This is a genomic window from Pseudoalteromonas sp. NH0006-46 (assembly GCF_057547735.1).
This window is the reverse complement of the sequence record NZ_BAAJML010000004.1, coordinates 225,398-246,114: the sequence shown is the minus strand read 5'-3', so window position 1 is coordinate 246,114 and position 20,717 is coordinate 225,398. Positions and strand designations below refer to the sequence as shown.

The following is a 20,717-nucleotide window of genomic DNA, read 5'->3' as shown; positions in this document are numbered from 1 at the left end:
CAGATGGCTGATCACGTAAAATCAAATAAAGACGGCTTTACGCTAGATAAGCTGTTAACGCTACTAGGTGACATAGACAGTCAACCAGATTGGCGCACGCCTGCAACTAAAGCGTGTGCTTATTATGATGGCGACCAATTAAGTGAAGAAATCAGAAAGGTTTTACGAGATCGCGGCCAGCCAGAAATAGTACACAATATGATTGGCCCTACTATTGATGGCGTACTTGGCTTAGAAGCACGCTCACGCTCTGATTTAATGATTGTTGCCGATGATGAAAACGGCGATGAACTAGCAAGCGGACTAAATGAAAAGTTTAAGGATGCGTGGCGTTTAGCACATGCTGATCGTGCTTGTTCAGATGCGTATGCTAGCCAATTAAAAGCTGGTATTGGCTGGGTTGAAGTGACTAAAAATCCTATTCCTTTTGCTGCGCCTTACCGTGTTAAATTTATTCACCGCCGCGAAGTTTGGTGGGATTGGAACGCACAAGAAGCAGATCGCAGCGATGCGCGCTGGATGCTACGTAAAAAATGGATGGACCTAGACGAAGCGCTTGCAACCTTTCCTGATCACAAAGAAATTTTAAAAAACTCAGTCAACTTGTGGGAAGATTTTTACAATACAGTTGATAAAGAACACATGGATGATCATGCGTTACACGCAGCATGGCATGATAGCCAAAGCTGGAACCGTGGCATGAGCGAATGGCTAGACCAAACTCGCAATCGTGTTTTGCTTCAAGTTGTTTACTACAAAGTATGGAAGCGTGCACACGTTATTAAAATGAGTGATGGGCGCATTATTGAATACGATAAAACAAATCCAATACACCAAGCGGCAGTGCAAAGCGGCAAAGTACAGCTTGAGTACGCTTCTTTCCCTAATGTTCGTGAAGCGTGGTTTGTTGGCCCTCATCGTATTATCGATAGGCCCAGTGAAGCGCCAGGCGGCATGTATAACTTAGTGCCTTTCATTGGCTACCAAAAAGATGCAAGTGGCGAGCCTTACGGTCTTATTAGTCGCATGGTGCCAGCGCAAGACGGTATTAATGCGCGTGTTATACGCCTTAATTACCTTTTAAAAGCACGCAGAATTGTTGCTGATGAAGATGCTACACAGCTAAGCAACTCACGATTAAAAGAGGAAGTTGAAAAGCCGGACGGTTATATACCACTAAACCCCGAGCGTAAAAACAAGCTAAAAGCCTCTGACGCGTTAAGCATTCAAAACGATGTAGGCATAGCAGCGCAGCAATTTAACCTCATGCAAAACGATATGAAGTTAATCCAAGATACAGCCGGTGTTTATAACTCAATGCTAGGCCAAGATAGTAACGCAACAAGCGGTGTCGCAATATCTAACTTGGTTGAGCAAGGCACAACAACACTTGCTGAATTAAACGATAACTTTCATTTCTCACGTAACAGAGTGGGTGACTTACTACTTGCTTACATTATCGAATCGTTAAAACCTCAAAACAACGTGCAGGTAACTATTAATCGTAACGACAAGGCCAAGCGCAAGCAGATTATGCTTAACCAGCCTAATGAGCAAGGCAAGCGTGATAACGATGTAGCACGCTGGAAGGGGCATATAGCTTTAGCGCCAGTTAAAGCTACGCCAACGTATCGCCAGCAACAAGCAACGCTATTAAGCAATGTAATGGCACAGATACCGCCAGAAGCACAAGCAGCAACTATGCCTATGTTTGTTGAACTAATGGACCTACCAAACAAAGAGGAATTTTTAGCAACTCTACGCCAGGCGTTAAATATTCCTAAACCTCAAGAAGATATGAGCGAAGAAGAACTTGCACAAGCACAGGCCCAAGCTGAAAAAGCACAGGCTATGGAGCAGCTGCAAATGCAAGAGATTCAAGGCAAGCTCGAAAAGCTAACGCTCGAACGAGAGCAGCTTAGAGCTAAAATTATCGAGCTTCAAAAGAAAACTGAAACAGAAGAAGTTAAAGACGACAAGTTGATAGCTGAAACTGAAAAGATTTTAAGTGAAGTGCGCAGAAGTAATGCCGAAATAGCTGCAATGAAATCAAACGTACAAGCAAACATTCAACAGCAGCTAGACGCGATACAGGTGTAATTATGAGCGGTTTAATGTCACCAGTTTTGGAGCAATCGGGGTTCCTTATTAACTACAGAATAAAAATACCAGCCGGCCAGTATGTTTGGCGTAAACAGTTTACTTGGGGTTAGAAATGGCAAATATAGTTAAATTTAATATGAAACAGGTGCCAGCGGCCCTTAGTGAAATGTTTGTGCGTGTAACAGATTTAGACCGAAATGAGTTGTTCGCGGGCACCAGTTCTTTAAGTGGCAGTGAAATTGAACTTAATTTAGGTGCCGTTGGCGCGGTTGGCCAAGGTGTATTAATTCATGGCGATAACTTTGTAAAAGGTGACAATGAAAACAACTTTATGGCTTTTGATGGTTATGGGGTTGTTGAATTATTGGAAGGTGGTTCCCCAACTGAGATTTTTGAAGTTGACAAGATTGTTATGGTTGGTGCGTCAATAACTAACCACTCAACAAGTACGTCAACCGTTAGCTTTATAACGGCGTACATAAAAAATAAGTACAACAAAGACGTTGAGATTATCAATGAAGCTGTGAGCGGCGAAAGTTCTTTAGACTTAGCTAATAGGTGCGATGCTTTATTTGATAAATATGCCAATGAAGATAAAACAAGAATCTACCTTCATATTGGCGGTGGGGATATTGATCCAGGTTCGAGGTTTTTAGAACAAGGGGGCGAACGGCAAGAAGAATCAATTACTAGCTTGAATTATATTTATGATTCCGCCGAGACCCGAGGGTTAAAGATAATGCAAGCCGCGCTTACCTTTAGAGATTACAACTCAAATACGTTAAAGCCAACACCAGAAGAACAAAAGACCCATGAGCTAGGTTCATATACTTACACTCGTGATTGGATTGTACCAATTATGAAAGCAAGAACGCCTGAGTTATTAGATGCTAACGACTGGCCTATCATCGACATGTATAATTTAACACGTAACCATTACGGCGAGTGGGTTGACCCTTATCAAGAAACCGACCGAGTACACTCTAGCGATATGGGTAAGTTAATGGTTATAAAATATGCTGTTGATAGCATATTAAGTATAGCAAGTGGCCAACCATTAGCCCCACTACCTCAAAGAAACTTTAATGTTACATATCCTAATGCGACTGGTAGCTTAGACTTTGTTGCAGGCTTTGGTAGAAATACCGAGATTTCAGCAAGCTCAGCAAATATAAACTGGGTTGCTAGAAATAGACCACCCACAGCGGGAACCGAACCGGTTTATTTAGACAGTATCATTGATGTGAATGGTGCGGTATTAGATGGTATTAAGCTTTATTCTTATGTCAACGGCACACTTAGAGACGGTGCAGGTAACGTATCAGACCCAACTAACGATACTGCCAGTTTGCTAAATAATGCATTATTACAATCATCACTTAGCGTTGATATTGGTGCGGGCATGTTGTGCGTTGTTATTGAGGGTTTAGAGCCAAATAAATGGTATGAAATATCCTTTAATGCCGGTGGCGAGAACGACTCATCGACAACAAGAGACACAAACATACAATTCACTAATGAAGATAACGAGCCATTTATTCTTAACTGCCAAGCTACCCCGCCAGAAAGCAATCTAATAACATCAAGCTTTGTTACGAACAGTTATGGCGAAGCACTGATTGTTGCCAGTGAAGAAAATACAAATAATGACTCAGTTATGGGTGGTCTGAGAATAAACACAATTTAAAAGAGGGGTTTATGCTTTCACTAAACAAGGCAGCGTTACTTGCTGCAATTGCTGTCGCTGTATCGGTTGGCGGTGTTGTTATTGTTAGCAAATACAATGGTATTGCAGAATTAAACGAGCAGCTAACAAGTGATAATAAGAAGCTTAATATCAGCATTGCTAAGCTTGGTGGTGTGGTTGTTGTTGGTAAATATAACGATGCAATTGAATTAAGTAATAAGCTAACCAGTTTAAAATCAAAAGAGGACGAGCAAAATGCCGTTTAGACCAAACATTACAATTCAGCCTAAAACAACAAACGATGTTTTAGCGCTACTTAACGAACAGCCAAACTTACCGCAGCTACCAGTAGGCACAGTGCTTAAAATTCAAAACAAAAGCGAAGTTGATGTGTTTATCCATGAAACGGACGGCGAGCCAACTTCTAATGACGGTGGCTTAGCTATTTACCATAAAGGCTGGCGCTATGAAACAAACTCAACAGCGGCAGGTATTAAGGCCACTGTTAAAGGCTCAACGGTAGCTGTACTTGGTATTGAGGTGGTTGAAAGTGAGTAAAGAACTAGAGAGCCTAGACCACATACCAGCAGAGCATATGGAGCAAATAAAAGCTATTGCAAGAATGTGCCACGAAGTTAACCAGGCTTACACATCGGTAATTCGCGAACCATTAAAGCACTGGCATGAGCTAGAGCAACCAGAAAAAGACGGTGTTATTGAGCATGTGGCGTTTTTAATTATCAACATCGATGCTGACGCTAAAGCATGGCATGACGCATGGGTGGCAAAAATGATTGTTGCCGGCTGGAAGTATGGGCCTAAACGCTCAATCAAAAGCAAAACGCATGAACACTTAAAGCCATTTCATCACTTGCCAGAGAAACAGCAAGTCAAAGATGCGCTATTCCATAGCGTAGTTAAACAAGCCATTCACGCGGGGTAAGCATGAACCTACTCAAGCACTGGTTTTTAAAATACATAATGCCAGCGTTTGAGCCGGCTAAAGCAGATAAAAAAATACACGATGTGGTACGGCCTGCATCTTACAAGTCAAATGGCCGAAAGTTAACAGCACTTAGCTGGGGAGGTTTCCATGTAAAGCTCCGCAAACCATACAGATAAAGAAAACACGTACTACGCAGAAATGAAGCCGCTTTGAGAAATCAAGGCGGCTTTTTTGTGCGATGCACAACTCGCAAGGGCAGCGATACGCCTAAATTTTAATTTTCGTAACCATACGTTAAATGGTCGATGGGGTAATAAAGTGGACAAACTAGACGAGATATTAGCAAATGGCACTGACGAAGAAATCGAGGCAGCACTAGCCGGTCTTGATATTGAAGGTGAAACACTATTTGGTAGCGAAGATGGCGAAAAAGAGCCTGTAGTAGAAATCAAACAAGAAACACCAGCGGCAGAGCCAAAGCAGGAAGTAAGCGAAACACCGGATAAAACAGACGTAGAAGTGGAGTCGTCAACCAAAGAAGGTGAAGCACCAGAAGGTTTTGTTGAAATCGATGGCGAGTATTACGTAAAAGCAACGGACGTAAGCAGCAAGAACGGTCAACACAGTTTACCGTATGACGTACTTGTGCAAACGCGAGAGCGCGCAGCAGCAGCCGAAGCCGAACGCGAAAGACTAGCCAGAGAAAAAGCAGAACTTGAAAGCCAGTTTGCAGAATCTAAGCGTGTGGCAGAGCTACACAGCAGCCAGTTAAAAGAGGCTGGAATAGATCCACGCAAGCTACCAGGTGAAATGCTTAAAGATCCTGAGCTAATGGAGCGCATAAAGGACGAATACCCTGAGCTTGGTGAATTAGTTAGTGAACTTGCTAACCAAATTCAGCAATACGGCAGCAAAAACCAGCCAGAACCACAACAACCGGCACCACAAAATGAAGTGCAAGACGCGTTTGCAAATTCACAGCACTTAAAGCAGTGGATGGAAAATGACGTTGATAAGTGGGATATGGCAAAGGTTATTGATGACAAGCTCGCAAAAGACCCATCGTTTGCAAATAAATCTGTAGCAGAGCGATTTAAAGAAGTTGAAAAGCGCGTGCAAAGCGCCTTTGGTGAACAGCACAAGCCTAAGCCAAGCAACGCAAACTCTGCACCAATCCCAAACACACCCACTGACGTAGGCACACAAGCCAGCGATCTGAGCGCCAACGCAAGCTTACTGGACAAAGATGCTGCGACTATCACAGCAGAAATGGACAGTATGACCGAGGCGCAAATTGAAGCGATGCTTGAGAGCGCGTCAGATTTTCTTTAGGAAATTAAAATGAGCACAATTACAAAAGCACAAGCGGCTAAAGCGTTTGGCGCTGCCTTGTTTACACATACACGCCGTCAAAATACGTTCGTGAACATGCTAACAGGCGCAGCACCTAAAGCGGCTAAAGCAGATATGGCCCACGGCAAAAAGCAAACTGAAAAGGGCGCGCCGGTGGTTATGATCAACGACTTGCAAAGTCAAGCCGGTGATTCGGTTGAAATGGATTTATTCCACAACCTAAGCGGTTTACCAACAATGGGCGATAAAAAACTGGAAGGCCGAGGCGAGAGCTTGAGCAAAACAGTATTTGAATTGCGCATTGACCAAGGCCGTAAGATGGTTGATAGCGGCGGTAAAATGTCGCAAAAGCGTACTAAGCACAACCTGCTTAGCACTGCTAAAACGCTGTTAGGTAACTACTACAACGATCTTAAAGATGAAGTTGCTATGTACCACCTAGCCGGTGCGCGTGGTTCTTTTGCGCCAGACGATATTATTATCCCACTTGAAGATCATGAAGAATTTAAAGAAATCATGGTTAACGATGTAATGGCGCCAACGTATGACCGTCACCAGTTTGGTGGTGATGCGACAAGCTTTGAAGCGATTGATGCTGCGGATATTATGACGCTTGAAAAGCTGGACGACTTAGCGCTTATTTTGGAAGAGCAAGCCAACCCAATGAAGCACATTAGCTTTGAAGCTGACCAAATGGCTAACGAGTCGCCGTTCTTCTTGCTGTTTGTTACTCCGCGCCAATGGCGTGACCTGTGGGCTTCTGCGACTGATAAGAAGTTACAAGAGCTTCAATCACGTGCTATTAAACGCGGCCAAGGCTTTAATCACCCTGTATTCAAAGGTGACATTATCATGTGGCGCAACATTCTTGTTCGTCAATACCGCAAGCCTGTACGTTTCTATGCTGGCGATACTGTAACGGTATCTAACAACGACAAGTTAGCAACAACAAAACAAGTAACAGCCGGCACTACCATTGACCGCGCTATCTTACTTGGTGGCCAAGCGCTTGCGAATGCTTACGGTAAGTCTGATTCAGGCTCGCACTTCTCTATGACTACTGAGAAAACCGACCACGGTAACGCAAACGAAACCGCTATCGTGTGGATGAATGGTTGTAAGAAAGTGCGCTTTTCTGACAAATCAGGTCGCGTAAACGATTACGGCACAATGGTAATTGATACCGCTGTATCTCTACAATAAGCCCTTTTAGCCGGAGCAATCCGGCTTTTTTATTTTAAATTTTAGTAATTGGATAAAATTATGAAAGAAACATTTTATAAAGGTGCCGCCGGTAACCTATCGCTACACCTGGTAACCATTTCACTTGCTGCGTTAGCTACTGAGGCGACTCAAGTAGTGGCAAACTCATTACCTATTGGCACTCAGATCACAGGCGTACGCATTGTGAATGAAGCGCTAGGCGCTGGCACTAAGCTAACAGCTCAAGTTGTAAGTCATGGCGGCGACACGACTGATCTAGCTGAGTTCAACACTGAATCTGCTGGTAATAGTGGCGCATTCATTAAGCCTGTTTATATTGGTGATGAAGGCCCAAGCGATTTAGTTATTGAAAATACGGGATCTTCTTCTGCCACAGGCGAAGTTGTACTTCAATTAGAGTACCGCTACAAAGGTTACTAAGCCTTTTCGGTACACGTTTAAATCAAGCCCTGCTTATTGCGGGGCTTTTTATTGGGGATAAACCATGAGCAATACAACAAACATCGTTTACATCGGTAAAAAACCTTTTAAAAAAGATACCGTTTGTAATACCCGCACGCGCTTTAAGCAAGGAGAGCCAACGCCAGTACCAAACGAGCTAGTACAACGCTTTTTAGATTTTCCTCAAGTATGGGCGCTTGAATCGGAAGCTAAAGGCCATCTTGAGCGTCAAAAGTTCCTTGAGGAACAAGCCGAAAAAGAGCGCATTGAGCGCGAAGAAGCTGAGAAGCAAGCGGCGCTTGATGCAAGCATGTTAATTACCGTTGATGGCGAAGAAATCGACTTAGGTAAGTACAGCTCAAAGCAACTTGATACTTTTGTCGAAGCGCACGATTTAGTTATTGAAGGCGCTAAAAAGCCTGTGCCTGAATACTGCAAAAAAGTACGTGACGCGTTCCGCACTTCTGTTGCTGGCGAAGATACAGAGCAAGGCGAATAATCATGGCGCAATTATCTAGCTTGATCCCGTTGGTTCGCGAACGCTGCGGGGGCGTTCTTGATCAGATGGCGAAAGACCAGCTAGGTCGCGCCTACCAGAAATTTTGTTATGAATCTCGCTTTTTAACTCGCACTCAAGAAATTGAGCAAGGGCAAAGCGGGGAGCTTAACATTGATAGTGATCATGTATTTGTTGGCGTTGATTTTGTTTTAGATGTGAATGGATACGAGCTCACAAGCTCAAATGATTACACCGTGTCATCAAATGGAACGGTGACGGTGATAAATACCACGCCAAAAGTACGTGTGTTTTATCATATCGCCCCGCAATTTTTACTACCTAAAGACTTTGAAGCGGATAACACTATTGTTAACCGCTGGGCTGATGCCCTTGCCGATGGAGCGGCGGCAAATTTATTAATGATGCCGAATACCGAATGGACTGATTTAGCAAAGTCTGATTATTACAAGCGCCGTTTTACAGATGGCTACCGCGATGCTTTTCAAGTTGCCGTTAACGCGCTGGACGAGCAAAGACCCTCACAACCAAGAGTATTTTACTAATGGCTATCGTTTCCTCAAATGAAATATTAATGCGCGTAAACAAGCTGCTGAATGATCCTAACTTTACACGTTGGACCAAAGAAGAATTGCTCAACTACCTTAATGACGCGCAGCGTGCAATTGTATTGCGCCGACCAGACTCTTTTACCGTTGATACCGATGATTTTACGTGTGTAGAAGGTACTAAGCAGTTATTACCTATTGATGCGTTAAAGCTTATTGATGTTACGCGAAATGAATCAGGCAAAGCAATACGCGGACCATATAACCGACAAGTGCTAGATGATAACTACGACACATGGTACGCAGGTAAAGAGGCAAATGAAGTTGAGCTTTATATTTATGACGAGCGCAACCCTAAAACGTTTTATGTTTACCCGGGTGTTATAGAAAACGTAAAGCTTACGCTGGTTTATTCGAAAGCGCCGCCGGCTATTAGTATGGCAGATAATGAGTCGGGCGAAGTTATCGCGCTCGATGATATTTACGTTAACGCAATTATTGAATGGATTTTATACCGCTCGTACATGAAAGACGCGGAATATGCGGCCAATCCAAACAAGAGCCAAATGCACATGAACGCATTTAAAAGTCAGTTAGGCGAGAAAAGCCAAGCAGACGTTGCAATGATGGCGCAAGAGAAGGGGCAGTAACATGGCAGCAAGCGCAGGCGCGTGGTATCGCGTAGGTAAAGTAAACGTAGTTGGCGGCAGCCAATCAATCGTTGGTGTTGGCACAAACTGGCAAAGTGATGTAATTGCTATCGCTATTGGTGATGCTTTCACACTAGATGCAAAGACCTGGTACGAAGTAATCGCAGTTAATAGCGACAGAAGCATTACATTAGACCGTGGCTTTGAGGGCAGCACAGACACAGATAAAGCATACGCAATTTTGCGCAACACTTCCGGCACGATACTCACACGTATAGCCGGACAGATATCTGTTCAATTCAACCAAAAGCAATTATTTTTAGATGAATTGCGCACTTGGCTCAACTCAGATAACGAAACCGAAGAATTAACCGACAGTCACGGTTTGAAGCAGTCGCTAAAAACTCCGTCACAAATGGTGCGTGATCATGATAATAAGCTCGCTGAGCTAGATGCTATAAATCCGTATCCATGGGCCATGCGCAAAGTTGATTTTGAGGCTAATAGAGCTGCTAATAACGAAAAATTTGCTGCAAGTGGCTTTGTACATTTTGGTAAGCATAGAACTGATGGCGCATTATACGAGGCCGTTAATGATGGATTATACACGCACCAAGGAATAGTAAACACCTTGCAAATCGGAACTTCTAATAATAAAGAGGGCTCCAGTATAACGGATTTCCCGATAGTAATTATTACAGGTTGCACCACTAATCTAACATCGTTAGGTGATGAGAATTACTCAAGAATAAAACTACCACCTGCCGAGGATGGTACTCGAACATATGATACGGAATCCGGCGTGTCTACTTCTCATGCCTCGGCAGGAATAGCTTTTGCAAGTGAGACCGAGACAAATAAAGTGGTAACCAATCGTGTTGATATGTGGGGCTTTGAGTCTTTCCTGCGTGAGATTAATAACGATGACCCCTTTGTTTATTCTAAAGGTTTGATTCAATCCCAAGCGACAAGCATTAACGGTGTAACTACTTCTCTAGAAACAGAAAAACCAAGCACCTATTTCTCATGGTACATTGGTGATTATAGTAGTCGAGGTCGCGGTGTTAACTGGTTAACGGCTACGGAAAGTCAACGCATAGCCATTGCAAGTGACCCCGAAAATAATATTTTCTTTGATGACGATACAGGTTATTTCTATCAGGTCAGCCTTAGAGGTAGGAGTTTCTTAGGTATTGGCAATGGTGATTGGGATGCCGTCGACGCCAATAAAGATGCCAATTTAACGTTAAGACAACAGCCTGTCGGAACCAATCAAAGGAGCGCTCCGCAAGGTATTCTAGATAGTCCGCCCGAAACAGGTGACGGTAGTAACTATTACTCAAATACGGCTAGTGAGTACAATCTAAATCCAAAGCTCGGTTTGTTTACTTCTAGAAGAAATGATGTGAGCGCTGATGGTTATTCGTACTTCCTCGTTTGTGGCACCGTAAATAGATTAAATAAAGGGGCGTATCATCCAAGCTTTAACCCTATGGGAGCAGGCCTCTTTGTTAGACCAGGACAAGAGTCTTTTGGTGGGCTTCGTTGGGATGCGTACCCTAATCTAGTTTCTTCCGTAGAAGATTGCTTTATCAAAGAAAGTGATGGAGGGCACTTATCTAACAAACCATTCGGCAATATCGCCAATGTTTCTAGCGGACGAACTGATGGCCGTTTATACGATGCTATTTATGCAGGAGGACAAGGCGGCGTGTGCCGCGATATGCGCTATTCCGCTTGGGGCTTGACTAAAGAGGATGTTGCTAAGGTTGACTTAGAAATTAAAGGAGGTCTTTATAGAGGGTTGGAGTCTTTGCTCTACAGCATACCTTACCAATGCACTAGTCAGGGCAAAGAGGACGGCTGGGGGCTTTACCACCATGATAACCTGCCGAACAATAAGGAATTATGGATAACCTCGGAAGTTAACTCGGTTCTAGATACTTTTAAGGTCGGAGATTTCGTCAGTATCCTTCACTCAACCGGTGAATTTGTTTTTTGTGAAGTTCGAATTGTTTATAGCAATCGAGTGCTCCTAAAATATTATGGAACGGTTAGTTTTAGAATTTACTCAAGCGGCGATCAAACTAGCAATTTTTTTATAGTTCATAAAAAACTTAATATTCGAGCGGCCGGAAATTACCAACATAGTGAAGTCATAGGGCATCCCGTAGATATTCTACAGAATGAAGATCTTGCTAACGGTTGGCTTGGTACTTGGAATCCTAACATACCTAATGGGTTGGGTGGTCGCTTTGAAATAACAAGAAAAGTTATCAATAGCTCTGAGGATGTTTGCATTTATAGTCCAAGTAACGATGGTAGTTGGCTAAACACCGAGTCTGCTTTCAATTTAAACACAACACAAAACAGCGTTGCCCACCAATCAGTGTTTTCTGATGGTGGGGTTTCTATATATCAATTCACCGCAAGAGCTAAAGCTACAGTCCTCTCGGATAACAAAGAAATACCAAATGGGTATGCTGGGATACATGAGTTGATTGTTAGCTCAGATGCCTATGCGCTGGGCCGCGGAGCCTTACTAAAAGAGTCTCTTATAGGGGCAGTTTCAGGAGTATCCTCGTACAGCAATGGTGGTGTTCAGGTTATGAATGTCAATATCTTCACGCTTGATAGAAATTCCTTAATAGGCGCTACGAGAGCGGCTTACGGGCCTACACATGACCCTGTTGTTATTGATGGCGATACCACGGTTAGCGGGTTTAAAGCATTGCGATATGACTCGGAAAATAACGGACAGGCGTTTATAAACTATGCCTACACCGAGCTTAAAAATAATGGTACGGATTGGGGTGATGATGGAAAGATACACATTACTGATGGTCAAGGTACACGAATAGATGATAACGGTAACACGGTTCTATATGGCACAGCTCGAACCGCCGAACCATTAGGGTGGATTAAAAATGACAAATAATCTTTTAGATTTTATCGTCCTAGACGAAAACCAAGAACCCGCTTTGAATGAGCAAGGTTTACCGCAGCTACTTCCACGGCCTGATACTAAAACCACACAAGATATTGAGCGTTTAATTGCGCTCAATAAACCGGTGGAGGTGATCAATAAATTCGCTGAACTAACAAGCTTGGGTGAACAGTGGGATTGGGCGCAAAGCTATTACACTTACTTGGTTGATAAGTATGAAGCTGAGCAATACAACGCAAACCTACCTGAACCAGTTGAAAATGAAGAAGGCGAACTAATAGAGCATGAGCCAAAGCCATTACCAGTAGAGCCCGAACAGCCAGCCGTAAAAAACGTTGAGGACGTACTTGCGCCATATAGCCACCACATAACCAAGCTCAAGGGAATAGAGCATAAAGGTGTATGTGTAACGTTAAATGAGGCTAATCAAAACGGATTATCTGCGCTCAAAAGTGCTTTAGAGCTTGCTACTGAGTTTGATGAAGTCGATCAATTTTTCCCAATTAAATTTAATGCTGAAACGTCAAGCGGCGTAAAGGTATTGCTTTTAGAGGATGAGGCGGAATTTAAACAGTTTGGTTTAAACTTCATCATGGCGCGCAAGGCGTTATTTGAATAGGGGGCAGGTATGTCAACGGCATTAAAAACAGTTAGAACGTTAATAGGCTACATTTTATGTGGCCTTTTATTTATTGGTCCATTTATCGTTTTATCAGTGTTTGCGCTATTCGGTAGCACTTGGGCCTTTAACAGCCTCTATAGCATAGATATAGCCATTTGCAGCATTTGCCATGGCACTAGGCTAGAGTCAATCTCAGCACGCAGTTTTAGGCTATCCCACGATAAGCGCTATTACTATCAAATGCGTGTGATTGATATGCTAGCAAAGCCGTTTGATGGCGATAATCATTGCAAACGTGCTCACAAGTGGGAAAGCAAAGTAATAAACGTTTAATTAACCTCTCCATATAACTCAAATTAAAAAATAAGCGAATCCTATGCCTGCAATATCCGTTAAAACTTTTGCCGGTGAACGGCCTAAAGTCGATCCTCGTTTACTCCCCAATGAATCAGCTTCTAAAGCGTATGGTTGTCATTTTGATAATGGCAACCTTTCCCCGCTAAAGCGTCCCGCGCTAACCGGAATATCTGTACTGCCAAACGCAAAAACCATTTACCAGCATTTAAACGAGCATTGGTTTGCATGGGATAAAGTGGTTAACGCAGTAGCGAGCCCTATAGCTGACGACCCATGGCAACGCGTTTACTTTACCGGTGACGGTTACCCAAAAGTCACGAACAATGCCATTTTTAGCGGCTCAAATATGCCTGCTAATGCTTATCGGCTTGGTGTTCAAGCACCAGAAGTTCCAATAATCGCAATTGTTACCGATGCGGCCACTGATGAAATAGATCCCAATGATGACGAAACACGTTATTACACGCACACTTTTGTCACTGAGCAGGGTGAAGAAGGGCCACCAGGTGAAGCATCACAACGTATTGATATAGAGTATCCCGATGAAGAAGGCACATATGTAACGCTGTCTTTTTCGCCACCGAACATCAATACCTCAAATATCACCCACCGCAGAATTTACCGCACAGCAACCGGCGGCGGCATAGCTGATTACTTATTTGTGGCAGAGATACCAATATCACAAAATCAGTTTGTAGATAATATTCCAACGGACGAGCTAGGTTCATCGCTTGATACATACGATTATGAAATGCCAAACGAAAACATGATTGGTTTAACATCAATGGCGAACGGCATACTTGCGGGATTTTTAGATAGTACGGTTTGTTTTAGTGAGGCGTACTTGCCGTATGCTTGGCCTAGTGGTTACCAGCTAACAACTGAGCACGAAATTGTAACCGTTTCTGCGCTTGGCAATACGTTAGCAGTATTAACAAAAGGCTACCCTTACTTATTCAGTGGGATTAGCCCCGATGCGATGGCAGGCCAAAAACTAGAGTCTAATCAATCATGCACAAGTGCGCGCTCAGCGGTGATCGTAAATGGCACGTTGATATACGCGAGCCCTGACGGTTTAATAGGCTTGACCAGTGGCGGGTTAACCATGCTAACCAACCAAGTAATAACGCGTGAGCAATGGCAAGAGTACGAGCCAGAAACAATCGAAGCGTATCACCAAGAAGGCCGCTATTTAGCATTTTACGGTGCCAATTTAGACAAGGCGTTTATATTCGACCCAAACACCGGTGATTTTAGGCACTTTACTGCGACTGCAAATTGTGGATTTAACAGCCTTGTTGATGACACTTTGTATATTTGCCAAGGGGCTAACTTGAGTAAGTGGGAGTCTAGTCCATCCTATATGAGCTACGAATGGCAATCTAAAAGCTTTTCAGCAAGTGACCTAAGCTTTGCATGTGGCTTGATAAAAGGTGTCAATGTTGAGCTTTCTGGGGTTCGTATATACGCCGGTGAAGTAGAGATTTTGCATTTAGAACCGGGGCAGATACCTAACAACGCTTTTCGGCTACCGCCAACGCGGGGTGACTCATGGAAATTTGAGGTTTACGGGCAGGGAGTAATACACAGCGTTTCAATTGCAACGACAATGCGAGAGGTTGCGGCTTAATGGCAAAATTAAAAAAAGGCACGTTCCCTGGCATAGTAAGAAAAGGCCGACAAGACCCCACCAGTAGCGCAATAACAGAAAATATAGAAATACTCACAGGGCAACGCGGCAATAATCGGGCTTTATTAATTAGCGACCTTGTTGATCTAGACGATATGAAACGCAAGGCGCTCATTAATAACGCGAGCGGTGGAACGAATGACGGCGGCTTGCCAATTACTACCGGTGGCGTGGAAAGACCGCACGCGCCTGTCAACCTATCGGCCACAGGTGGCTTTACATTTATAGCCGTTAGCTGGGATCACCCCACCTATAGAGGCCATGCTTACGCTGAAATATGGCGCAGCGAAACAGACTCATTTAACAGTGCCACGCTAATAGCGACAGAAGTTGCGGACGTATTTAGCGATACTGTAAGCATGGGGGCGGAATACTATTACTGGGTTCGCTTTGTAAACGTTGCCGATATGAAAGGCCCGACACAGGGCGCAGCAGGTGTATTTGCCAAAACGCAAAAATCAGCAGAACTCATACTCGATGAAATTGGCGGGCTGATAGAAAAATCACATTTGAGTGACTTTCTATCAACGACAGTCGATAAGATACCAGGGCTGGAATACCTAATTGAAGATGTTGCACTTAATGAAATACCCGCATTAAAGGTGGACATTGATAAATTTGATTTAGATATAGACGAGCTACGCGCCGATGTTGACCAACATTTAATTGATATTCCTAGCATACAAGAGCGAATAGACAGCCTTGATATTATTACCCAGCAAGCAAGACAAGAGGCCGATGATGCTATCGGTAGAGTTGAGGCTTTAGACTTTGATACAGATTCATTAGCGAGGCAGCTAATTGAAAGCGCTTTGCTGTCTGATCTTAACTGGGAAGCAAACACAGTTAAGCTATATGAGTTTGAATCTAAGCTCGGTGATGTTAATGCTCGAATAGAAGCAGAGTTTTTAACCAAAACAGAAGCCAATGAAGCCATAGCCGCTGCAGCAGAAACTATACAGGTGATGATTGAGGAAAATGGAACCGCGTTAAGTGGCGACATTGCAAGCACCTATTATACCAAAGCAACTACGGACGAAGCGATAGCCGCTGCAACGCAAACGCTTAGATCATTAATTGAAAACCCCGAAGGCGAAAGCATAGGCGCTACGCTATTTAACGATTACTACACATCAACTGACACAGACAATGCTATAGCAGCTTATGGACTGCAGTTAAAAAGCGAGATAGAAGATCCAGACGGGGAAAGCCTTGGCGCACTGATAAAACAAGATTACAGCACAACAGCAGAAACTAATCTAGCTATTGGCCAAGCTACAACGCAGCTTAAATCTACGATAGACGAAGAAGTAAGCGCGACACTTACGCAAGATTACTACACCAAAGCAGAAACCAATAGCGCAATAACATCATCAGCTCAATTGCTAAAAAGTGAAATTGAAGATCCTATGGGTAACAGCATAGGCGCTACGCTATTTCACGAATACAGCACAAAGGCGAATGTAGAGGAAGCTGTATCAAGGGCTATATTTCAAGTAAGCAGTGAGATAGAACTTGTAAATGAGCCATTGGCACAAGCTGTTATTGAAAACGCGCTCGCAAACGATCAGCAAGCACAAAGACAAAATATTGTCACCGCCGGTATATTGCGCACCCAAGAGGCGACAACAACCCAAACAGAGGCCATGGCGCAGTCCATTACAGTGCTAGAGGCTAACTACCTTAATAATGAGTCTCAGATCACGCAGCTTAGTGAAGCCTTTGCCGATGCTACGAGTGCGACCGCTAATAACATCATACAGCTTGATACAAAGGTAGATGAAAACAAGGCATTTTTAGAGGTAAATTACCTAACTAAAGCTGATACGCAAAGCGCAATAAGCCAATCTAGCGAACGTTTACAGAGCTCAATTGACGGTGCTGTATCAGATATTTATGATAATTTTTTAACGACAGTAGAAACAAATTTAGCTATTAGCCAAGCAACAACACTTTTAAAAAGTGAAATAGAAGATCCAGACGGCAATAGCCTTGGCGCAACATTATTTAATGAATTTCAAACAAAAGCTGACGCGGACGAGTCAACAGCCGAAGTGAGTCAACAGCTAAGAGCAGAGTATGAACCAAGTGCACAAGCGGTTATTGAAAACGCGCTTGCTAATGACCTTGCAGAAGAAAGGCGCTTATTTGCAGAGGCAGATATAATAAACCGTCAAAACGTGATAGCTAACGAGCTGCAAGCAGCTGCCGAAAATTTAACACTACTGAATGCCGCCATAGGTGAAAACCAAGCAGGCTTATACCGTTTACAAACAACCTTTGCTAGTAGAGTACAGGCAACAGCCGAAGAAATTTTAAAACTTGATAGCGATGTTGGCGGGGTTAAAGCAGACCTTTTAAACAACTATTCAACAACCGCAAAAGTTAACGAAGCAATCGCCAGTGCTGACACAGCGTTGCGAGCAACCATAGAAGATCCCGAAGGCAACAGCATAGGCGCGGATTTACAATTAAACTATTACACAAAGTCTGATACAAATAGCGCTATAAGTTCAGCCACTAACGCGCTTAGGTCACTTATCGAAGATCCGGAAGGGGGGAGCATTGGCGCGCTTATTGTCAATAATTACACCACCAAAACGGAATCAGAGCAGGCGATATCAACCGCATCTGAAACGCTGCTATCAGAAGTAAACGGGGTGAGAACATCACTACAAACAGTAAGCGAAACAGTCGCAACGAACCAAGGCGAGTACAGTGCATTATGGGGTGTTAAGTCTACTGTAAATGGACTCACAACGAGTCTTGGTCTTGTTAATGATGGTGTTGAACCTATATTCGCAGTTAAAGGCGCTAAGCTTGCAGTTATAACAGATCAAGATCCTACCAACTTAACACCTGTTTTTGCGGTGTCGGATGGTAAAACAGTTATTAACACCGCCATTATTGACGAAGCATTTATTAAAAGCCTAGTTACTGATGACCTACTTGCCAATAGATTGCTTGTTAGCTCAAGACTGACAACACCATCAATTAACTACAATCCAAGCAACGGCGCTCGAAGCGGCAACTTTTCGATAGACCCGAACGGCAACATGCTTGCTAAAAGTGCAACATTACAATCGGTAACCATAAAAGATAATGACGGCAACGTTGTAATGTCATCTACTGGCGCAATACCTTCTTCTAAAGTGACGGGGTTGGGGGATTTAGCTTCTAAAGACTCGCTTGGTTATAACGAGCTTAGCGGCAGGCCAAACCTAGGTTCGTTTGCTTATTTAAACTCACTTGCTTATGACGATGTAACCGGCAAGCCTACACTTGGCCCATTCGCGGGACTTAGTAAAATTCTGAGTTCAAATGTAACCACCTACATTGCAAATGGCGCTATTGGATCAGCACAAATAAACCAAGCTTACATAAATCAGTTGTTTGGTCAGAACGCGAGCTTTTACGGTACTGTTTATGCGGAAAACTTGGCAGGTGACATTACTGACTCCGCAATAAAAGAGTTCCCTGTTAGAACGATGGGAGCCAATCAGCTTACAACAATTGCGACTTTAAACGTAGGAAGCGCTAGTTTTGATCGAGTGCTGTATATGAAAAAGGCTTTATTTACTATTACATACAAGGACGCGTCTGATACAAACTTTAGGTTTTTAATATACAAAGGCTCGACAAAATTACTTGATAAAACGGTAAGAAAAGATACTGGCGTATTGGAGGATGTACTTTTAACTATACCAACCTCTATAACGGGAGAGCTATCACTTAAAATGATAAGCAATAAAGGCGCTGAAACTATAGGTGGCGGTTTTGGAGGTACTATTTATCCAGGAACAACACCTTACTTAGCTCAAGACGTTTTATTTCAGATATTCAAAAAGGGTTCTTCACTTTCCTAATGGATAAACCCCCCAATATAGGTTAATATTTTATCACAATGGAAAAGTCATACCTGCAATGCGTGTCATGGTTTAAACACCGTGACCGGCTTAAAGAGCCAATAACTCGAATAGGTAATATTGCAAACGACCCACACCTATACCAAGAAATCGACAAAGCCTGCTCAAATGAGTGGGCTTTTTTGTTTTTGGTGCCTGATGGTTTCTTTATATTGTGGCCCCGTCACATTGATAACCAAACCTACATAGAAATAACAGTAGCATCTTGCCATGGCGGGAACGCTACACAGCGATACCTACACCACATCATTAGACTTGCTAAATGCGGCAAGGCTAAGTTCATTGAATTTGCAACCGCTAGACGCGGTTTTAATAAAGTAGCTCCCTTACACGGATGGGCTCACGCTGGCGCGCGTGATGGCCTAACCGTATGGCGGCATTTTTTAGGGGAATAGTAATGGGTAAATCCAGCGGCGAAGTTAAAGAGACTGAGTACGAGAAAGAGCTAGCCAAAGTTTATGCCGAAGAATGGGGCTACTACCAAAAGAACATTGTTCCATTTGAAAACCAAGTTATTGATGAGGCAAAGCAAGCCAATGACGCAAGCGTTTACGATGATATAGCCGAAAACACCAATCTCGGTTATAAAAAATCGTTTTCAGAGGCGAGTAACAACACGCTTTCAAGTATGGAAGCTAACGGAATAAACCCAAACAGCGGCAAGTTTAAAAACGTTGTTAGTGATATGGCGGACAATGAAGCATCAGTAACTAGTGATGCTAAATCGCGTTCACAAGTAGCCGGCCAAGAGCGTTACATAGGAAAAATGAGCAATGTAATGGCAATGGGCCAAGGCCAGTCACAAGAGGCTACAGCAACACTCAGCGATATAGCGGCAAGCTCGCAACAAAAAGCATTCAATGATGCAAATAACAGTCGAGCAGGCAAAGACTCAGTTTTAGGTGCGGCGGGTGCGTTGGCGGGCGCTGCAGGTAGCTATTACAGCAACTTACCAAGCGTTGACGTTAACGATGTCAGTGTTATAGCTGGAACGCCTAACAATAGCGGCTTTCCGGTAGCTTAGGGGGATATATGGACGAAGATTTTGAATACGATATTTACGGTGTAGATACCACCAACATCAGAACAGACAAGTATCAGAACGCTTTAGCCGACCTGACGCGCCAACAATTTGAAGATTACAAAAACCGGTTTTTACCTGTGCAAGAAGAATTGTTTGGCCTTGCTACTAGCGACAAATTGTTAAATGAACAGTTAGAACGCAATGAAAAAAACATAGGCACTTCTTTTAAACAATCTGAGGTGGCAGAGGCGCAGCGCTTAGGTCGATACGGTTTATCGCCGGACGAAACAAAACAAAGCAGTGCTAATACAGGGCTTTTAAAAAGCCTTACAACGGCCTCTGTAAATAATGAAACGCGTGAATCTGTAGATGATTTACAAAACCAAATACTAACGGGGCAAGGCGGCGCGCCTAAGTCTCTAGCTGATATTGGAGGTAGCTAATAATGGGCTATTCAATTATGCAAGCCGGCCAAAGTACGAAGAACAAGGCCACCGGTTCACTTAAAACATTGTCGGATATGGAACAAAACCGCGATATGACTAATGAAAATTTAGATCAACAGCAGAAAAGCGCCCAAATAAGCGGTACCGCAAGTGGTGCAATGGCTGGTGCAATGGTAGGCGGTCCGTGGGGCGCGGCTATTGGCGGTGCAATAGGTTTTGTTGCGGGTTCACTTTAA

The 20,717-nt window shown here is 43.4% G+C and carries 20 protein-coding genes; all 20 read left to right on the top strand.

Translation table 11 applies throughout. The features are described 5' to 3' along the window. Nucleotides 1-3 precede the first annotated feature (3 nt). The 20 genes from AC27I2_RS10760 to AC27I2_RS10665 all read left to right on the top strand — a co-directional run bounded on the left by AC27I2_RS10760 (nt 4) and on the right by AC27I2_RS10665 (nt 20,717). Nucleotides 4-2,100, top strand: a complete 2,097-nt coding sequence (locus AC27I2_RS10760) for a portal protein (protein ID WP_487204287.1) — start codon at nt 4-6, stop codon at nt 2,098-2,100. Between the two features lie 115 nt (nt 2,101-2,215). Then, a complete protein-coding gene (locus AC27I2_RS10755; RefSeq protein ID WP_487204286.1) occupies nt 2,216-3,790 on the top strand; it encodes an SGNH/GDSL hydrolase family protein in 1,575 nt (524 codons plus the stop codon). Between the two features lie 11 nt (nt 3,791-3,801). Continuing rightward, complete coding sequence (locus AC27I2_RS10750; RefSeq protein WP_487204285.1) at nt 3,802-4,056, top strand: hypothetical protein; 255 nt, start codon at nt 3,802-3,804, stop codon at nt 4,054-4,056. Then, a complete protein-coding gene (locus AC27I2_RS10745; RefSeq protein ID WP_487204284.1) occupies nt 4,046-4,348 on the top strand; it encodes a hypothetical protein in 303 nt (100 codons plus the stop codon). The genes AC27I2_RS10750 and AC27I2_RS10745 overlap by 11 nt, the downstream gene beginning before the upstream one ends. Further along, complete coding sequence (locus tag AC27I2_RS10740; RefSeq protein ID WP_487204283.1) at nt 4,341-4,733, top strand: RyR domain-containing protein; 393 nt, start codon at nt 4,341-4,343, stop codon at nt 4,731-4,733. Before AC27I2_RS10745 ends, AC27I2_RS10740 begins: the two co-directional genes overlap by 8 nt. 321 nt (nt 4,734-5,054) lie before the next feature. Beyond that, on the top strand, nt 5,055-6,068 hold the full coding sequence (locus AC27I2_RS10735; RefSeq protein WP_487204282.1) for a hypothetical protein: 1,014 nt from the start codon (nt 5,055-5,057) through the stop codon (nt 6,066-6,068). 9 nt (nt 6,069-6,077) lie between these two features. After that, the gene (locus AC27I2_RS10730) at nt 6,078-7,292 is read left to right on the top strand and encodes a N4-gp56 family major capsid protein (protein WP_487204281.1); all 1,215 of its coding nucleotides are present in this window, start codon (nt 6,078-6,080) and stop codon (nt 7,290-7,292) included. 60 nt (nt 7,293-7,352) lie between these two features. Beyond that, a complete protein-coding gene (locus AC27I2_RS10725; RefSeq protein ID WP_487204280.1) occupies nt 7,353-7,733 on the top strand; it encodes a hypothetical protein in 381 nt (126 codons plus the stop codon). 64 nt (nt 7,734-7,797) lie between these two features. After that, on the top strand, nt 7,798-8,253 hold the full coding sequence (locus AC27I2_RS10720) for a hypothetical protein (RefSeq protein WP_487204279.1): 456 nt from the start codon (nt 7,798-7,800) through the stop codon (nt 8,251-8,253). 2 nt (nt 8,254-8,255) lie between these two features. Then, entirely contained in the window at nt 8,256-8,816 is a 561-nt protein-coding gene (locus AC27I2_RS10715; RefSeq protein ID WP_487204278.1) for a hypothetical protein, read from the top strand. Then, a complete protein-coding gene (locus AC27I2_RS10710) occupies nt 8,816-9,469 on the top strand; it encodes a phage adaptor protein (protein ID WP_487204277.1) in 654 nt (217 codons plus the stop codon). The genes AC27I2_RS10715 and AC27I2_RS10710 overlap by 1 nt, the downstream gene beginning before the upstream one ends. 1 nt (nt 9,470) lies before the next feature. Next, nucleotides 9,471-12,407 carry a hypothetical protein gene (locus AC27I2_RS10705; protein WP_487204276.1) on the top strand — a complete coding sequence of 979 codons (2,937 nt, stop codon included), beginning with the start codon at nt 9,471-9,473 and terminating at the stop codon, nt 12,405-12,407. Further along, complete coding sequence (locus tag AC27I2_RS10700; RefSeq protein ID WP_487204275.1) at nt 12,397-13,035, top strand: hypothetical protein; 639 nt, start codon at nt 12,397-12,399, stop codon at nt 13,033-13,035. The genes AC27I2_RS10705 and AC27I2_RS10700 overlap by 11 nt, the downstream gene beginning before the upstream one ends. Before the next feature lie 9 nt (nt 13,036-13,044). Further along, nucleotides 13,045-13,371, top strand: coding sequence for a hypothetical protein (locus tag AC27I2_RS10695; protein WP_487204274.1), 327 nt, complete (start codon nt 13,045-13,047; stop codon nt 13,369-13,371). A gap of 43 nt (nt 13,372-13,414) precedes the next feature. Continuing rightward, entirely contained in the window at nt 13,415-15,025 is a 1,611-nt protein-coding gene (locus AC27I2_RS10690; protein WP_487204273.1) for a hypothetical protein, read from the top strand. Further along, entirely contained in the window at nt 15,025-18,951 is a 3,927-nt protein-coding gene (locus tag AC27I2_RS10685) for a phage tail tip fiber protein (protein WP_487204272.1), read from the top strand. The genes AC27I2_RS10690 and AC27I2_RS10685 overlap by 1 nt, the downstream gene beginning before the upstream one ends. 38 nt (nt 18,952-18,989) lie before the next feature. Continuing rightward, on the top strand, nt 18,990-19,406 hold the full coding sequence (locus AC27I2_RS10680; protein WP_487204271.1) for a hypothetical protein: 417 nt from the start codon (nt 18,990-18,992) through the stop codon (nt 19,404-19,406). 2 nt (nt 19,407-19,408) lie between these two features. Then, nucleotides 19,409-20,035 (top strand): hypothetical protein, encoded by a 627-nt coding sequence (locus AC27I2_RS10675; protein ID WP_487204270.1) that lies wholly within the window; start codon nt 19,409-19,411, stop codon nt 20,033-20,035. An 8-nt stretch (nt 20,036-20,043) separates the two neighbouring features. After that, on the top strand, nt 20,044-20,478 hold the full coding sequence (locus AC27I2_RS10670; protein WP_487204269.1) for a hypothetical protein: 435 nt from the start codon (nt 20,044-20,046) through the stop codon (nt 20,476-20,478). A 2-nt stretch (nt 20,479-20,480) separates the two neighbouring features. Beyond that, nucleotides 20,481-20,717, top strand: a complete 237-nt coding sequence (locus tag AC27I2_RS10665; RefSeq protein WP_487204268.1) for a hypothetical protein — start codon at nt 20,481-20,483, stop codon at nt 20,715-20,717.

Bases quoted from the DNA above. Each gene is read 5' to 3' on its own strand.
- AC27I2_RS10715 (WP_487204278.1), top strand. From the start codon at position 8,256: ATGGCGCAATTATCTAGCTTGATCCCGTTGGTTCGCGAACGCTGCGGG.
- AC27I2_RS10685 (WP_487204272.1), top strand. From the start codon at position 15,025: ATGGCAAAATTAAAAAAAGGCACGTTCCCTGGCATAGTAAGAAAAGGC.
- AC27I2_RS10695 (WP_487204274.1), top strand. From the start codon at position 13,045: ATGTCAACGGCATTAAAAACAGTTAGAACGTTAATAGGCTACATTTTA.
- AC27I2_RS10720 (WP_487204279.1), top strand. From the start codon at position 7,798: ATGAGCAATACAACAAACATCGTTTACATCGGTAAAAAACCTTTTAAA.
- AC27I2_RS10680 (WP_487204271.1), top strand. From the start codon at position 18,990: ATGGAAAAGTCATACCTGCAATGCGTGTCATGGTTTAAACACCGTGAC.
- AC27I2_RS10665 (WP_487204268.1), top strand. From the start codon at position 20,481: ATGGGCTATTCAATTATGCAAGCCGGCCAAAGTACGAAGAACAAGGCC.
- AC27I2_RS10745 (WP_487204284.1), top strand. From the start codon at position 4,046: ATGCCGTTTAGACCAAACATTACAATTCAGCCTAAAACAACAAACGAT.
- AC27I2_RS10730 (WP_487204281.1), top strand. From the start codon at position 6,078: ATGAGCACAATTACAAAAGCACAAGCGGCTAAAGCGTTTGGCGCTGCC.
- AC27I2_RS10675 (WP_487204270.1), top strand. From the start codon at position 19,409: ATGGGTAAATCCAGCGGCGAAGTTAAAGAGACTGAGTACGAGAAAGAG.
- AC27I2_RS10760 (WP_487204287.1), top strand. From the start codon at position 4: ATGGCTGATCACGTAAAATCAAATAAAGACGGCTTTACGCTAGATAAG.
- AC27I2_RS10700 (WP_487204275.1), top strand. From the start codon at position 12,397: ATGACAAATAATCTTTTAGATTTTATCGTCCTAGACGAAAACCAAGAA.
- AC27I2_RS10670 (WP_487204269.1), top strand. From the start codon at position 20,044: ATGGACGAAGATTTTGAATACGATATTTACGGTGTAGATACCACCAAC.
- AC27I2_RS10750 (WP_487204285.1), top strand. From the start codon at position 3,802: ATGCTTTCACTAAACAAGGCAGCGTTACTTGCTGCAATTGCTGTCGCT.
- AC27I2_RS10755 (WP_487204286.1), top strand. From the start codon at position 2,216: ATGGCAAATATAGTTAAATTTAATATGAAACAGGTGCCAGCGGCCCTT.
- AC27I2_RS10705 (WP_487204276.1), top strand. From the start codon at position 9,471: ATGGCAGCAAGCGCAGGCGCGTGGTATCGCGTAGGTAAAGTAAACGTA.
- AC27I2_RS10725 (WP_487204280.1), top strand. From the start codon at position 7,353: ATGAAAGAAACATTTTATAAAGGTGCCGCCGGTAACCTATCGCTACAC.
- AC27I2_RS10690 (WP_487204273.1), top strand. From the start codon at position 13,415: ATGCCTGCAATATCCGTTAAAACTTTTGCCGGTGAACGGCCTAAAGTC.
- AC27I2_RS10710 (WP_487204277.1), top strand. From the start codon at position 8,816: ATGGCTATCGTTTCCTCAAATGAAATATTAATGCGCGTAAACAAGCTG.